Source organism: Nocardia alni, from assembly GCF_019038435.1.
GTDB classification, from domain to species: Bacteria; Actinomycetota; Actinomycetes; order Mycobacteriales; family Mycobacteriaceae; genus Nocardia; species Nocardia alni.
Map to the genome: position 1 here is coordinate 1 of NZ_JAGPOX010000195.1, position 14,630 is coordinate 14,630.

The window sequence follows — 14,630 nt, forward strand, 5'->3', positions numbered from 1 at the left end:
GGCAGCGTCAGAGGTGTATAAGAGACAGGCCCCTGTCCGTACCGCAGGTGCGCAACGTCTATCCGGTGACGCAGCTGACCGGCCCGGGCTCACAGAATCGCACGGATGTGCGCTGGCAGGTGGACGATACGGACCTCGGGCTCATGTGGCAGTCCGCGCCGGGCCGCATCGCCGTCGCGTTCGGCGACACCTTCGGCGGCGGTTTCAAAGACGGCGGACCGGGCGTGAAAGACTGGCGCAGCAATGTTCTGGGCTTCAGCACCGATCACGACCTGGCGCACGGCATGAACATCGACAGCATGGTCTCCGACGTCCCGTGCCACGCCACCGAGGTCCTGGGCAGCTACAAGGTCAACAATTTCGAGATCACGGTCATCCCGACATCCGGCTTCGCGCTGGGCAATCGGCAGTACCTCAGCTATATGTCGGTGGCCCGCTGGTCCAGGAAACCGGGCCGGTGGTGGACCAACTACGGCGGCCTGGCCTACTCCAACGACGGTGGTCAGAACTGGATCGATGACCAGAACACGCGCTGGGACAACATCTTCGGCAAGGGTGAGTTCCAGGTGGTGGCCATGGCCCCGCACGACGGCTACGTCTACATGTTCGGCACACCCAACGGCCGTTTCGGCACGATCGCCCTGGCCCGCGTCCGGCAGGAAGACGTTCTGAACAAGACCGCCTACCAGTACTGGATCGACGGATTCTGGCGTCCCACACTGCAACCCACCCCGCCGAACGGCCAGGGCATCGAACTGGCTGCCTCACCGATCATGTCCGGGGTCGCGGGCGAACTGTCGGTCCGCTACGACACCGCCGCCGGCCGGTGGGAGATGACCTACCTCGACGCCCCGAACAACACCATCGTCCTGCGCACATCGGCCACCCCCCAAGGACTATGGTCGGCCCCCGGCGTTCTCCTGCACACCGCCGACTACCCCTCGTCCTACGGCGGCTTCATGCACCCCTGGTCGACGGACCACGACCTGTACTTCACCCTCTCGGAGTGGCGGCACTACAACGTATACCTGATGCACGCCACGATCGGCTGAGCCGCAACGTATTACGTGCTCCCTACCAGATTCGCACGTCGGGAATAGTCTCCATCAACCGAGCCCACTCCGGAAATTTCGCGAGCTTGCGGTCGTTCAAGGCCAGGATCTTCGCGCCGAGCTCCGGATCCATATCATCGGCCAGATCCGGCCCGATCGCGAGCCGGGCCAGATGCGGAATGATCTCGGGATCCCCGGCGAGATGGACAGGATCGTGCATATAGCGTTCCAACGCCGCGAGATCCTCGATGCCGACGCAGAAGCCGTGCGTGTACCCGGCCGCCGGATCGCCGAGGTGCTGGCCGACGGCCGAAAAAGACACGGAATCGACCGAGGCGGTCCGCCGCATCGCGGCCAGCACCCCGGCTCTCTGCGCCTCGGTGGTCTCGTCCCGGAATCCGAATCGAAGCTGATGAACGATCACGACAACCTCCCGTACTGAACTCACTCGTTCAAGTAAACGAACTAGCCAGGACAGTACCTCCATTGAACCCGCTGGTTCAATAGAGTGGACCAGAATGGTTGATAAGATGTGCGGATGAGGAACACAGCGCCTACCCGCGGCCGGATCGACAAACGCCAGGCAATAGTCGATGCGGCCTTCGTCGTGTTCGCCCGACGTGGCTACGCCCAGGCATGTGTTCAGGAGATCGCCGACGAGGCCGGCGTCGCGAAACCCACTGTGTACAACCACCTCGACGACAAGGAGACGCTCTTTCGCCACGTCGTCGAGACGGTGTCCACCACGATCGGCACGCAATGCGTCGACGCGATCCGGCCGCTACGCGATCAGGAGGGCGATCTCCTTGTCGCCCTGATCGATTCGGCGCGGCAACTGCTCCGGATCTGCGCCACGGACCGAGCCCGGTCGCTGCGGTCACTGGCCTACGCGCAGTCGACCGCGTTCCCCGATCTGATCGATGCCGCACAGGACCGCACATCCGGCCGGCTCACCGAGGCGTTGAGCGACCGCTTTGCCCGTCTCATGCTCGACGGCCATCTGCGCTCCGCGGATCCCACGGTGGCGGCAGAACAATATCTCGCACTGCTCACCGGCCCGCTCTACAGCAGAACGCGCTCAGGTAGCGCTGAACTCGAATCCCAGGATCTGGATCAGTTGGCCGACGCCGCGGTGGATACCTTCCTGCGCGCGTACCGAGCATCCACGGACACGCCGCTCATCTGACAGCCGCGCTCGCCGGATCATTTACTCGGTTGTGGCAGTGTGCAATTCGAGAGTCTTGGGTCGACGCCCACATAGTTCAATGGCCCCGCAACGATATTCAAGGCAATTGTGCCGAAATCAGCACAGTTCTGAGACATATGGGTGAAGTAGCCACGCTGAGAGGCTGCTACCACACCGACGATCAGCCACACGAAGACCAGCGTGGAAAACAACCGCGACATGTCTGAATCATACGTGCAGAGGTCACGATGCAGGCCCCAGCGGCGCGAATGGCGCGCACGAGCGCGCGTTCCTGCCTAAGATCGTGATCCAACGAGTCGCTCTCTCGCACTGCGGGAACTCGTCGAAAGGGCACGCTCATGATCCAACGCTCCCTGCGCCACGGATTCGCGGCCGCGGTACTGTCCACGGCCTTGGCGGTGACCGCGTGCAGTTCCGGCTCCTCCTCCCTGCCCACACCGGGCGGATCGTCCGGCTCCGGCGACGCCTACCAGCAGGTGATCGACAATGCACCGGTCGCGGGCGCGGCGGATATTCCGGCCGGGAGCCTCATGGCGACGATCAAGGCGCGCGGCCAGCTCATCGAGGGCGGCACCGACACCTCCGCGGTCTTCTCCCTCACCGACCCGATGACCGGCAAGACCACCGGCTTCGACGCCGGCCTGGCCGCGATGCTCGCCAAATACATCACCGGCAAACCGAACGTGAAACTCACACAGGTGCAAGTCGCCAGCCGAGAAGTGCTGCTACAGAACGGCGCGGTCGACACCGTCATCGCCACCTACACCATCACCACCGGACGTGCCAAGAAGGTTGCCTTCGCCGGCCCGTACTACTCCTCCGGCGACGCGATCCTGGTATCCAAGGGCAACACCGCGATCACCAAGGCCACCGACCTCGACGGCAAGACGGTCTGCACCGAGACCGCCTCCACCGCGGCAGGCGACATCGAACAGTTCGCGCCCTCGGCCAAACTGGTGCTGTTCGACACCAACGCCGAATGCGTCCAAGCCGTCGAACAGGGCCGCGCCGACGCCTACGTCCTGGACCAAGCACTACTACTGGGCGATGTATACCGCGAACCCGACAAGGTCAAAGTAGTCGGCCAGCCGTTCACCACCGAGCCCTACGGCATCGGCGTCCCACTCGACCACCCGGAAATGAAGACCTTCGTAGACAACTGGCTGAAGAAGATCGAAACCGACGGCGAGTGGACCAAGCTCTGGCAGGCCACCATCGGCCAAACCCTGCGGGGTGCGGCGCCCACCCCTCCGGCCATCGGTTCGGTGCCGGGCAGTTAGCCGGCGCTCGCTCCGGCCTGGACCTACATTCTGTGGCGCCATCGCGCCGGAAACCGGCAAATGGGTACGCAGAATGTAGCTGGAGGCCGGTGTTCGAGTCGCACGACGGATATGAGAGTCCTGCCATGACACAGACCGCGACATGAACTGGGCCGCACTGGGTTCCGCACTGGCGCGCACGCTCGGGCTGATCGTCGTGACCTATGCCGGGGCCTTGGCGCTGGGCCTGCTGCTGGCGATCTGCCGGATCAGCCCGGTGCCGCCGTTGCGCGCCGCGGGCACCGCCTACGTCACGATCTTTCGCAACGTGCCGCTGCTGGTCCTGCTGGTGCTGTTCACCTTCGGCCTGCCCAATGTGGGTCTGCTGGTCCCGCTGTACTACAACGCCGCGCTGGCAATGGCCCTGTACTGGGCGGCATTCGTGTGTGAAGTGGTGCGCAGCGGTGTGCGTACGGTGCCGCGCGGGCAGATCGAGGCGGCCCGCGCACTCGGCCTGACCGTGGGCCAGTGCCTGTCACAGGTGGTGATGCCGCAAGCGCTGCGCTCGATGGTGCAACCACTGGCGAACATCTTCATCGGCTCGGCTCTCGGCACCGCACTGGCCGCTGCGGCCGGCGTCACCGAACTGACCTTCTGGTACCAGCAGCAGGCGAATCTGGCCGGCCGGCCACTCACCGCCTTCGCGGTGGTCACAGTCATCTACGTAGCGATCACCCTGACCTCCGGACTGATCGCCGGGCGGATCGAGCGAAGGGTAGCGATCCACCGATGACGGCAGACCTCCCGCCCGGCCCCGAACCCGGCGGTGCGCAACGCGTACCCGACAGCACAACGCCCGACTCCGGCAGCACAAGCGAATCCGGCACCACACCAAGCGAACTCGGCGCCCCTCAGCACCGGCCGCCAACTGCCCTCGGTGGTCTCGGCCCTGCCTCTGGTGAGTTCAGCGCTGCCGGCAGCGGGGCCCCTGAACTCCAGCAGCCGAAGCCCCGGCACGGCACCGATCGCACCCCAACCGACTCCGGCCGAGCGGCACGCGAATCCGACACCACCCCACACGATCTGAGCAAGCCCCGACGTAATCTCGGCGCCACCGGGCGCGAGCTGACCGCCGTCCGAAGCGAGGCTCCGAAATCTCCGCGCAAGCCCCGGCGCGGTTCGGACGACACCGCCCTGTTCGATCTGCCCGGTCCTCGCTCCCGGCGCCGGATCCGCATCGCCACCGGGATTTCTCTGGTGGTGTTCGCCGCACTGCTGGCCCTTGTGGTTCGGCAGTTCGCCGTGCACGGACAGCTTGCCGCGAGCCAGTGGCGGCCGTACACCCTGTGGCCGATCGACCACTACCTGCTGGTCGGCGCGCAGGACACCTTGCTGGTGACCGTGGTCGCCGCGGCGCTGGCGTTTCCGTTCGGCGGTGCGTTGGCACTGATGCGCCTGTCCCGCAACGTTTTACCTCGGCTGCTGGCTCGCGGTTACACGGAGTTGCTGCGTGCGCTGCCGCTGCTGTTGCTGCTGTACCTGTTCTTGTTCGGCCTGCCCCGACTCGGCTTGGCCCTGCCACCGTTCTGGCAGCTGGTGGTCCCGATCGCGCTGACCAATGCCGCCGTGATTGCGGAGTTGATCCGGGCCGGTGTGGCGGCACTGGACCGCGGGCAAGATGAGGCCGCGCTGAGCCTGGGTATGAGTCATTGGCAGTCGATGCGCTATGTCGTTCTGCCCCAAGCGATTCGCAGCCTGGTCCCGGCCCTGGTCAGTCAGCTGGTGCGCCTGCTGAAGGATTCCACGCTCGGCTATGTGGTCAGCTTCCTGGAACTTCTGCACCGCGCGCAGGTGCTGGGCGAGTACAACCACACCGTGCTGTCCGCCTATCTGGTGGCTGCGGCGGCGTTCGTCGTGGTCAACGCGTCGCTGGCGAAGTTCGCGAACTGGCTCGAACACCGCGTCTGAACGGCCGGTCCGCGCAACTCAGAACGGGTACCGGGTGTGCTGAGTTGCCATCGTCACCCAGCGGGTGTTCGAGAATGCTTCGATCGCCCAGCGGCCCCCGAAGCGCCCGTATCCCGAGGCGCCGAATCCGCCGAAGGGCGCCTGCGGCTCGTCATCCACCGTCTGGTCGTTGATATGCACGATTCCGGTCTTGATCCGCCGCGCCACCGCCAGCCCGTGCGCGGAGTTCTCGGTGATGATTCCGGCGGTCAGGCCGTTGTCGGTGTCGCCGGCCTTGGCCACCGCTTCGTCGTCGGAGGCGAAGGTGTCGATCACGCAGATCGGGCCGAACGCCTCGGCGTAATGCAGGTCCGCCTCGCGCGGAACGTCGCGCAGCACGGTCGGCGGGTGCAGTGGACCGTCCGGGGCGCCGCCGCCGGCCACCACGGTCGCGCCGCGCGTCACCGCATCCGAGACCAGGCCCGCGACCCGTGTGGCCGCGGCGATATTCACCAGCGGACCGACCGCGGCGCCCGGATCGTCGGGCAGACCGGGAGGCAGCTGCGCGACCTTGGCGGCGAACTTCTCGGTGAATTCGTCCGCGCAGGACTCGTGCACCAGGATCCGGTCCCCGGACATGCAGATCTGCCCGGCGTTGGCGAGCACCGAATACGCCGCGGCGTTCACCGCGTAGTCGATGTCGGCGTCCTCGAGCACGATCACCGCGTTCTTACCGCCCAGCTCCAGCACCGCGGGCTTGAGGTGCTGCGCGGCCAGCGTGCCGATGATCCTGCCGACCTTGGTCGAACCGGTGAAGTTCACCGCGCGCACCCGTTCGTCGCCGATCAGGGTCTGCGCGATCACCGCGGCGTCGGCCGGATCGTTGGTGATCACGTTCAGCACGCCCGCGGGCAGTCCGGCCTCGCTCAGCAGGTCGGCGATGAACAGCCCCGAACAGATCGGCGCTTCCTCACTCGCCTTGAGCACCACCGTATTCCCCGCCGCCAGCGGACCGGCGACCGCCCGCGTGCCCAGGATGACCGGCTCGTTCCAGGGAGCGAACGCGGCGACCACGCCCAGCGGCTCGCGCACCGACAGGCTCATCGTGCCCGGCGAGCCGGTGACGAGTACCTCACCGCGCGGGGCGGTGACCGCGGCCCCGGCCTCACGAAGAATGTTCGCCGCGAGGCCCACGTTGAACATCGCGTTACCTGCCAGGGACCCGGTCTCGGCGGCCATCGTCGCGACCACCTCGTCGATGCGCCGCTCGAGCAGATCGGCGGCGGCCAGGAAGATGCGGCGGCGTTCGAACGGGCTGGTGGCCGACCAGGAATCCAGCTGCACATGGGCGGCGTCGACCGCGGCGGTGACGTCCTCGGCGGAGGCCGCGGCCACCGTGGCGTACAACTCGCCGGACGGACTGGTGTCGGCGGTCGTGCGGCCGCCGGCGGCGGGCGCGCTCTTACCGCCGATCAGCAATTCCCGGGTTATGGGCATCGATTCATCCTCACAATGGTCGAGCCGAACCAGGCTGACCTGGCTCGTGTCGCGTGAGACTTCCGCGCCGCTCCCCCGAACATCGGTGCGCAGTGTCCCACGCCACATGAGTCTTTCACTTGATGGAACCCAACGCCATCGGCTCCACGCTCGCTACCGGCTCCCACCCGACCGCAGGTCATGTACGCCGAAGCCATTCCATCCAGGTCCCCGCAGAACAGACGGCCCGCGCCTGATCCAGGTCGACACCGTGCCGACCTCGCCCGAGTAGCCCTGGCGCGGACCCTCCGGCCGCGAAAATAATCGATTATCTAGAAAATCGTCGATCCCAATGTTACGGTCTGAGTGTGGCAGCCGAGGAGTCCTGTAAGCGCATGCTCTCCGAGCAGGTGCATGCCCGGCTGCACGCCGCGATCCTGCACGGCGGCTACGTCCCCGGGCAGGCGCTGAAACCACAGCAGATCGCGGCCGCACAGGGCACGAGCCTGGCCGTCGTCCGCGAGGCGCTGGTGCGGTTGGTCGGCGACGGGCTGGCCGAGCGGCTGCCCAATCGCGGGTTCGCGGTCCCCGAGTGCTCCGACCGCCGCTGGCAGGAGATCACCGAGGCGCGCCAGACGGTGGAGCCGGCAATGCTGCGCATGGCGGTCACGCGCGGCGACCTGGAGTGGGAGGGGCGCGTTCGCGCCACGCACCACCTGCTGTCCCGAACCCCGGTACACACCCCGGACGAGGACGAATTCCCCAGCGACGCGTGGTCCGTCGCACATCACGACTTCCACCACGCACTACTGTCCGGCTGCGGCAACCCCGTTCTGCTGGAACAGTTCGAAAGATTGTGGACCGCCAGTGAATTGGTGCGCCGCTGGTCCACTCAGCGCAACCCCGGCCGGGATGTCGCCACCGAACACCGGCGACTCGAACGAGCCGCCCTGGCCCGCGACGCCGACCGAGCCGCGGAGGTCCTGACCGCGCACCTGGGGCTCACCGCCGCGGCGCTCGCCGACGAATACCCCGGCCCGGCTCCCGTCACCCCCGAACACACATCCCGCGACCACCGGTAGCGGAGCCATCCCTGCTAATTGATTAGGACAGCAATGCGTATCGCCAACCTGGCTGGAAGAGCAGCTCTGATCACCGAGACCGGCGCCGTGGACGTGGCCACCGCCAGCGGCGGCCGCTTCGGTCCGGAACCCCACGCCCTGTACGCGCAGTGGGCACAGTTCCGCGCCTGGGCCGCCACCGCCGATCCGAGCGCGGCCCAGCCGTACGATCCCGCACTGCTCGGCGCGCCGACCCCCACCCCGGTCCAGGTGCTGGCGATCGGCCTGAACTACCGCGAGCACGCCGCGGAATCGGGTCTGGCCGTCCCCGAGGGGATGCCGCCGGTGTTCACCAAGTTCGTCTCCTCGCTGTCGGGTCCGTACACGACCGTCACCCTGCCGCCCGGCAAGGTGGACTGGGAGGTGGAGTTGGCGGTGGTCATCGGCACGACCGCGACGCGGGTGGCCGAGGCCGACGCGTGGGACCATATCGCCGGATTCACCATCGCTCAGGACATCTCCGAGCGCGCACTGCAATTGTCCGGTCCCGCACCGCAATTCAGCCTGGGCAAGTCCCATCGCGGCTTCTGCCCGCTGGGTCCGTGGCTGGTCACCCTGGACGAGATCGCCGATCCGTCGGCGCTGCGCCTGACGTCCACGGTGGACGGGGAAACGGTGCAGGACGGCAACACTCGCGACATGATCTTCTCCGTCCCCACCCTGATCGCGCGCCTGTCCGAGGTCGTCACCCTGTACCCGGGCGATCTGATCCTGTCGGGCACCCCGTCCGGCGTCGGCATGGGCCGCAACCCCCAGCGCTTCCTGGCGCCCGGTGAGACGCTCGTATCCACCATCGAGGGAATCGGCACCCTGGAACAACGTTTCGTCGCCCAGGCCTGAGACACCCGGCGGCAAGTCGGGACCGAACATGGATCCGCGGTCGCATCGAGTGAATAATCGGCCGGTGCGAACTATGCGGCGGATTTCGGTGGTCGGTACGGCGGGCGCGGGCAAGACCACACTCGCACAGCAGATATCCGAACGGCTCGGCATCACCCACATCGAGCTGGACGGTATTCACCATCTTCCGGGATGGACACCGATGGGCGAGAACGCGTTTCGCGCCGCGGTGGCCGAGCGGCTGGCGGACGAGTCCTGGGTGGCCGACGGCAACTACCACACCAAGCTCGGTGGCCTGGTATGGCAGCGCGCCGATACCGTGGTCTGGTTGGATCTGCCTCGCCCGGTGGTCATGGCACAACTCGTGCGGCGGACCACGATTCGGGTGCTGACAGGGCGCGAACTCAGGAACGGCAACCGGGAACACTGGCGTGACATGCTGTCCCTGGATCCGCAGCGCTCGATCCTCGTGTTTGCCTGGAAGGCATACTCGCGCAATCGGACTCGCCTGGTCGCGGCCCAGTCCGATCCGGCCTGGGCAGATCTGGCATTCGTCCGATTGCGCTCACGCGCCCAAATCGCCGCGTTCCTGGCCGAGCTGAGCGAATCCCGCGACGCGCGCTGACCGGCTCGTCAGGGCACGATCAGCGCCTTGACGACCTCCTGCCGGGCGACGTCCTCGAGCGCGGCCTGCGCCCGGTCCAGCGAGTACTCCCGGCTGATCAGCTCGGTCCACGGAAACAGGCCGCCGTACCGCGCCATCACCCGCACCGCCCGCCACACGTGCCCGGCGTCGCTGCCCCAGCATCCCCGCACGTCCAGGTGCTTGCGGTTCAGATCCAGGTGCGGATTGAACGAGGTGTCGCCGCCATCGGTGTACTGGCCCACCACGACGTACCGGCCCGCGTCCCGGGTCAGCCGCATCCCCTCGGGCACCGCGCCGGGGACGCCGGTCGCCTCGATGGTCACATCCGCTCCCCTGCCGCCGGTCAGCGCCCGCACCCGCTCGATCCGATCCTCGGCGATGCTGTCGCCGATATCGATGACCGTGTCCACACCGAAACGGCGTGCCGCGTCCAGGCGCACCCGCGGCCCGCCGATCACGATCACCCGGCCCGCGCCGCGTAGTTGCGCCAGCACCGCCGCGCACAACCCGACCGGCCCCGCACCCTGCACCACGACGGTATCCCCGAAGCCGATCTCGCCGAGGGTGACCGCGTGCAGGGCCGTGGGCATGCCGCAGCCGCCGGCCAGGAACGCGCGCCAGTCCAGTTCCTCGGGCAGCGGTACGATGTGCACACCCGGCGCGAGGTAGATGTATTCGCCCCAGCCGCCGAACAATCCGTCGTCGGCGCACATCGTCACCCCGTACACCTTGCGCCGCGGGCAGCGCGTACTGGCATGCGCGACCGTGCAGTACCAGCAGCGCCCGCAGGTACCGTAGACATCCAGAAACGTGACGACCTGGCCGACCCGCACCGGCACACCGTTTACATCCCGGGGCGCCTCACCCGGCCCGATCGCCGCGACCTCTCCGGCGCTGACATGCCCCGGCGTGATCGGATACGGCACCCCGGACAACTGACCATGCCACAGATGTACATCGGTGCCGCACACCTCACTGCCCAGCGTCCGCAGCAGCACCCCGCCCGGCTCGACCTCGGGCAGCGGAGTCCGGCGCACCTGCAGCGGCGCCTCGGGTTCGGGCATCACGACGACGGAGATCACTGCGCTCATCCGACCGAATGTACGCGTCGGCACTCAGGCCCTCCCGAGTCTCCTCGGGCCCGAGCGGCCGTATCCTCCGACGCGAGTCCGGATCCCGAATGCGATCGTCCAGGGCAGTACCCCCGACGACTACCCGATCGGATGCACGCCCGCGTTTCCCCGGCGATGACCAGATCGAATCGCGACCATGTCCGATACGAGCACCCGGCCAACGCTCTCGGACGCTACACCACAATACGGAGCCCGGCGGCCGGCTGTGGCACAAACGATGGTCTACACAGGGGTCTGCGCGATCACCACCACCGCGGTCAGCACGCCGCACCGCACGCGCCCGCGGTCCGCCCGGACACCTCACCGCCACAAGCGTTTCGGCGCCGCCCACCCGCGCGGCCCGATAGCGAGGCAGGTGATACGCGAGCGGGCCGAGCGCTCGACGATGGCTGTGGCCACACCGATCACCGAGCGCCCGGCGATCACACTCGACCCCGCACCGTACGCTGCTGGCACGACGAACCTGGAGGGTGTATGTCCCAGGACATGGAACCGGCCGAGACCGAATCGGCCGGACGCCGACGGGATTCCGCGGCCACACGCGCGGCATTGCTGGCCGCGGCGCAGGAACTGTTCGCCGAGCGCGGATTCGAACGCGCCACGGTGCGCGACATCGCCTCGCGCGCCGGAGTCAACCAGGCGCTACTGTTCCGCTACTTCGGCAGCAAGGACGAGCTGTTCCGGGCCGCACTCACCGACCGCAGCCACCAACTGCTCACCGGGGGACCGGCCGCCGAACTCCTGGGCCGCCTGCTCGAACGCTCGCTACAACCGGAAATTCCCCCGGCACAAGGATATTGGCTTCAGGCCGCGTTACGCACGAGCGGGGACGAGGGTTCCGAGGCGTTGCGCGCGACGCTGGGCGAGGAATATCAGCGCGTGCTGAGCGGCCTCACCGACGCACCCGACGCCGAATTGCGCGCGGAATTGGTGCTGGCATGGGTGATGGGCATCGGTTTGATGCGCTCGGTGCACAAGCGCGATCCGCTGGTCGGGGCCGATCCGGTCGCGGTTGCCGATCTTGTGCTGCGCGCGGCGCAGGTGCTGCTCGAGCGGACGGATCTGAAATTCCCACCGTCATAACGGCATTCATCCGTTGACGGGGCACTTCGACACTTCTAGGATGAGACTTGTAAGCAATCGCTTACATCGCTCGAAACCCCGCTCGGCAAGGGGATACGAGCTGCCCTGAGTGTGCGAAGCGAGGCAGGCATGACCGTCGAATCCGAGATCCGCCACTTTCCTTTCGGCGGCGAGCCCGTGCGAATGGAGATCAATCCGCTGTACGAGCAGCTGCGCCGCGAGGAACCCCTCAGCCGTGTCCGGCTCCCCTACGGCGGCGACGCCTGGCTGGTCACCCGGTACGAGGACATCAAATTCGTCTTGGGCGATCCCCGATTCAGCCGCGCGGCGACCGTGGGCCGCGAGGACATCCCGCGCGGCGCCCCCCAGACCGCACGCGCCGACAGCCTGCTGAGCATGGATCCGCCCGAGCACAGCCGCCTGCGCAAACTGGTCGCCAAGGCCTTCACCAGCCGCCGGGTCGAGCAGTTGCGCCCGCGTGCCCAGCAGATCGTGGACGAACGCCTCGACGCGATCGAGCAGGCCGGACCGCCTGCCGATCTGGTGACCAAACTCGCTCTGCCACTGCCGGTTACGGTCATCTGCGAAATGCTCGGAGTGCCGCCGGCCGAGTACCGATTCCGGGATTTCTCCGACGTCGTCCTGTCGACCACCTCGCACACGCTCGAGGAGATCGCCGCGGCCCGCATCGAACTCGAGAAGTATCTGGCCGAGGTGGTCGCCGAACGTCGCGCCGCCGCGGCGCGGGGCGAATCCCCCGAGAACGCCGACGATCTGATGAGCGCCCTGGTCGCCGCCCGCGACAACGACGATCGGCTCAGCGAGCAGGAGCTGGTCCAGCTGGGCGTCACCATACTCATCGCCGGCCACGAGACGACGGCCAACCAGATCGCGAACTTCACCTACCTGCTGCTCACCCACCCCGACCAGTGGCGGCAACTGCGCGCCGACCCCGAACTGGTACCCGCCGCGGTCGAGGAGTTGCTGCGATTCGTGCAGCTCGGGGCGGGCGCCAGCTTCCCGCGTATGGCCACCGAGGATCTCGAGATCGCCGGGACCGTCGTGCGTGCCGGTGACGCGGTGTTCGTCCAGGTAGGGTCCGCCAATCGCGACGAGTCGGTATTCCACAGTCCCGCCGAGCTGGATCTGACCCGGGCGCACAATCCGCATGTCGCCTTCGGGCACGGGGTGCACCACTGCCTGGGCGCACAGCTGGCCCGGATCGAATTGCAGGTGGCGCTCGGATCGCTGCTACACCGGTTCCCGAACCTCACGCTGGCCGTCCCCGCGGACGAGGTCCCGTGGAAGACCGGCATGCTGGTGCGCGGCCCGAAGTCCCTACCGGTGAGCTGGTAGGTGAGGATCCTTCGATGACCGAACAGACGACCGGACAGCAGTGGCGGATCTCGGTCGACCGCGACACCTGCATCGGCTCGGGCATGTGCGCCGCGATGGCCTCGGCGTACTTCACCCTCGACGACAACCGATCACGCCCGATCACCGAGGTCGTCGACCCGCAGGAGGACGTCCGCGACGCCGCGGAGTCCTGCCCGGTCGAGGCGATACTGGTCCGCGCCGCAGGCACCGGCGAGGTGCTCGCCCCCGAACCGTGACGCGTGCCATCCCCTCTTGACGCTTCCTCTCCAGGACCGCCAGGGGATGACGTGCGCCACAGCACACGTGTCCGGCACAGCGCCACGACATGGAGAAGTTCCGGTCGGCCGTTGCCTCGCGCGGCTGTGCCGGACGTGTCAGTCCGCTGTGCGATTGCTTTGGGTAGGTGGCGTTTTCGAGGTTCTCCGGCAAGATCGAGATATGCAGGTATGTCGTAGCGGCCGCGCCCGCATCACCCACCGGCCGGGGATGCGGGCGTGTGGAGCCCGATGGGGACATGGAATACTGGCCCGGGTGGGGCGAGGATGAGTCGAAAGTACGAGCCCGATGAATCCGGTAGTACGCCCCGCGGCCCACACCGACCCGATGGAGATATACCGCCCGCCGCTAACACGGCGTCCGGTAAGGACGAACAGAACACCGTGACAGAACCGAATCCCGCCGATACCAACGACGCTGCCGCTCAGCCCGACACGGGCAACAAGCCCGCCGCGTCGTCCACGCCTGCCCCGAAGGCCCCCGCCCCGGGCAACGGCGGCGATAGGCCCACTCCACGCACCGACCCGGGCAGTCCCGACTCGGCGACCAAACCCTTTGCCGCCCAAGGTCGTCCGGCCGGACAGGGTGCCGGCCCGACCATCATGGTCCCGCCGTCGCTGCGAGGTTCGATGCCCCCGAAGGCGCCCGGCGGCCCGGCGGACAGGGTTCCGCCGCCCGCGCGCGGTGCGACCCCGCTCGATCCCAATGGCCCCACGGAGAGGATTCCGGCCTCTCGTCCGCAAACCCCCGGTTTCTCCAACGAGAAGCTGCCGCCGCGCATCGTGAACCCTCAGATTCCGAACAATCCGGGCGACAGGCGTCCGCCGCCTCTGCGCGGCGCGGCGAATCCCCAGGGTCCGATCGAGAACGTCCCGCCGCGCGGCCCCAACCCCGCGCCGCAGGACGGCCCGACGATGATGATTCCCCCGGGAGCGCGCGGCACGAACCCGCAGGCCCCGGGCGGCCCCACGGAATTCATTCCGCGCGGCGCGTCGGGCGCCCCGGCGGCTGGTGGTCCGACCGAGTTCGTCCGCCCCGCGGCGTCCCCGCAGGCTCCCGGTGGTGCGACCGAGTTCATCCGGCCCGCGGCGTCCTCCCAGGCCCCCGGTGGTCCGACCGAGAAGATCTCCCGCGACTCCCTGCCCTCGCAGGAACCCGACTCCGCGACGACGATCATGCCGACCGCGGAGACCTCCGAGCCCCCCTCGGGTCC

General features: G+C 67.7%; 15 protein-coding genes and 1 pseudogene. 12 read left to right on the plus strand and 4 right to left on the minus strand.

What is annotated here, in order from left to right; genetic code table 11:
• A partial coding sequence (locus tag JZ791_RS47355; RefSeq protein WP_216902600.1) for a glycoside hydrolase family 183 protein occupies positions 1-1,052 on the plus strand: 1,052 nt, incomplete at its 5' end.
• Positions 1,053-1,074: 22 nt separating this feature from the next.
• Here JZ791_RS47355 and JZ791_RS40245 read toward each other — a convergent pair.
• Positions 1,075-1,500, minus strand: coding sequence for a Dabb family protein (locus tag JZ791_RS40245; RefSeq protein WP_308163413.1), 426 nt, complete (start codon positions 1,498-1,500; stop codon positions 1,075-1,077).
• A 90-nt stretch (positions 1,501-1,590) separates the two neighbouring features.
• Between JZ791_RS40245 and JZ791_RS40250 the strand changes: the two genes are divergently transcribed.
• Complete coding sequence (locus tag JZ791_RS40250) at positions 1,591-2,238, plus strand: TetR/AcrR family transcriptional regulator (RefSeq protein WP_216902602.1); 648 nt, start codon at positions 1,591-1,593, stop codon at positions 2,236-2,238.
• Positions 2,239-2,255: 17 nt separating this feature from the next.
• Here the strand turns inward: JZ791_RS40250 and JZ791_RS40255 are convergent, their stop codons facing one another.
• Positions 2,256-2,459, minus strand: coding sequence for a hypothetical protein (locus JZ791_RS40255; protein WP_216902604.1), 204 nt, complete (start codon positions 2,457-2,459; stop codon positions 2,256-2,258).
• Positions 2,460-2,597: 138 nt separating this feature from the next.
• Between JZ791_RS40255 and JZ791_RS40260 the strand changes: the two genes are divergently transcribed.
• From JZ791_RS40260 to JZ791_RS40270, 3 genes are all read left to right on the plus strand, one after another.
• Positions 2,598-3,539, plus strand: coding sequence for a glutamate ABC transporter substrate-binding protein (locus JZ791_RS40260; RefSeq protein WP_216902606.1), 942 nt, complete (start codon positions 2,598-2,600; stop codon positions 3,537-3,539).
• Positions 3,540-3,681: 142 nt separating this feature from the next.
• Positions 3,682-4,311 carry an amino acid ABC transporter permease gene (locus JZ791_RS40265; RefSeq protein ID WP_216902608.1) on the plus strand — a complete coding sequence of 210 codons (630 nt, stop codon included), beginning with the start codon at positions 3,682-3,684 and terminating at the stop codon, positions 4,309-4,311.
• Positions 4,308-5,486, plus strand: a complete 1,179-nt coding sequence (locus JZ791_RS40270; protein ID WP_216902609.1) for an amino acid ABC transporter permease — start codon at positions 4,308-4,310, stop codon at positions 5,484-5,486. Before JZ791_RS40265 ends, JZ791_RS40270 begins: the two co-directional genes overlap by 4 nt.
• An 18-nt stretch (positions 5,487-5,504) precedes the next feature.
• Here JZ791_RS40270 and JZ791_RS40275 read toward each other — a convergent pair whose 3' ends face one another.
• The gene (locus JZ791_RS40275) at positions 5,505-6,962 is read right to left on the minus strand and encodes an aldehyde dehydrogenase family protein (protein WP_216902610.1); all 1,458 of its coding nucleotides are present in this window, start codon (positions 6,960-6,962) and stop codon (positions 5,505-5,507) included.
• A 347-nt stretch (positions 6,963-7,309) separates the two neighbouring features.
• On the opposite strand from JZ791_RS40275, the gene JZ791_RS40280 reads away from it, so the two are divergent.
• From JZ791_RS40280 to JZ791_RS40290, 3 genes are all read left to right on the plus strand, one after another.
• The gene (locus tag JZ791_RS40280) at positions 7,310-8,023 is read left to right on the plus strand and encodes a GntR family transcriptional regulator (RefSeq protein WP_308163414.1); all 714 of its coding nucleotides are present in this window, start codon (positions 7,310-7,312) and stop codon (positions 8,021-8,023) included.
• A 33-nt stretch (positions 8,024-8,056) separates the two neighbouring features.
• Positions 8,057-8,902 carry a fumarylacetoacetate hydrolase family protein gene (locus JZ791_RS40285; protein ID WP_216902611.1) on the plus strand — a complete coding sequence of 282 codons (846 nt, stop codon included), beginning with the start codon at positions 8,057-8,059 and terminating at the stop codon, positions 8,900-8,902.
• A 64-nt stretch (positions 8,903-8,966) separates the two neighbouring features.
• A complete protein-coding gene (locus JZ791_RS40290; protein WP_216902612.1) occupies positions 8,967-9,527 on the plus strand; it encodes a P-loop NTPase family protein in 561 nt (186 codons plus the stop codon).
• 8 nt (positions 9,528-9,535) lie between these two features.
• Here JZ791_RS40290 and JZ791_RS40295 read toward each other — a convergent pair whose 3' ends face one another.
• Positions 9,536-10,639, minus strand: coding sequence for a zinc-binding dehydrogenase (locus JZ791_RS40295; RefSeq protein ID WP_216902613.1), 1,104 nt, complete (start codon positions 10,637-10,639; stop codon positions 9,536-9,538).
• A gap of 516 nt (positions 10,640-11,155) precedes the next feature.
• On the opposite strand from JZ791_RS40295, the gene JZ791_RS40300 reads away from it, so the two are divergent.
• From JZ791_RS40300 to JZ791_RS40315, 4 genes and pseudogenes are all read left to right on the plus strand, one after another.
• Complete coding sequence (locus JZ791_RS40300; protein ID WP_216902614.1) at positions 11,156-11,764, plus strand: TetR/AcrR family transcriptional regulator; 609 nt, start codon at positions 11,156-11,158, stop codon at positions 11,762-11,764.
• Between the two features lie 129 nt (positions 11,765-11,893).
• Positions 11,894-13,120 (plus strand): cytochrome P450, encoded by a 1,227-nt coding sequence (locus JZ791_RS40305; protein ID WP_216902615.1) that lies wholly within the window; start codon positions 11,894-11,896, stop codon positions 13,118-13,120.
• Between the two features lie 14 nt (positions 13,121-13,134).
• On the plus strand, positions 13,135-13,377 hold the full coding sequence (locus JZ791_RS40310) for a ferredoxin (RefSeq protein WP_216902616.1): 243 nt from the start codon (positions 13,135-13,137) through the stop codon (positions 13,375-13,377).
• Between the two features lie 423 nt (positions 13,378-13,800).
• Positions 13,801-14,630 (plus strand): annotated as a pseudogene (locus JZ791_RS40315) (hypothetical protein); the annotation flags it as partial.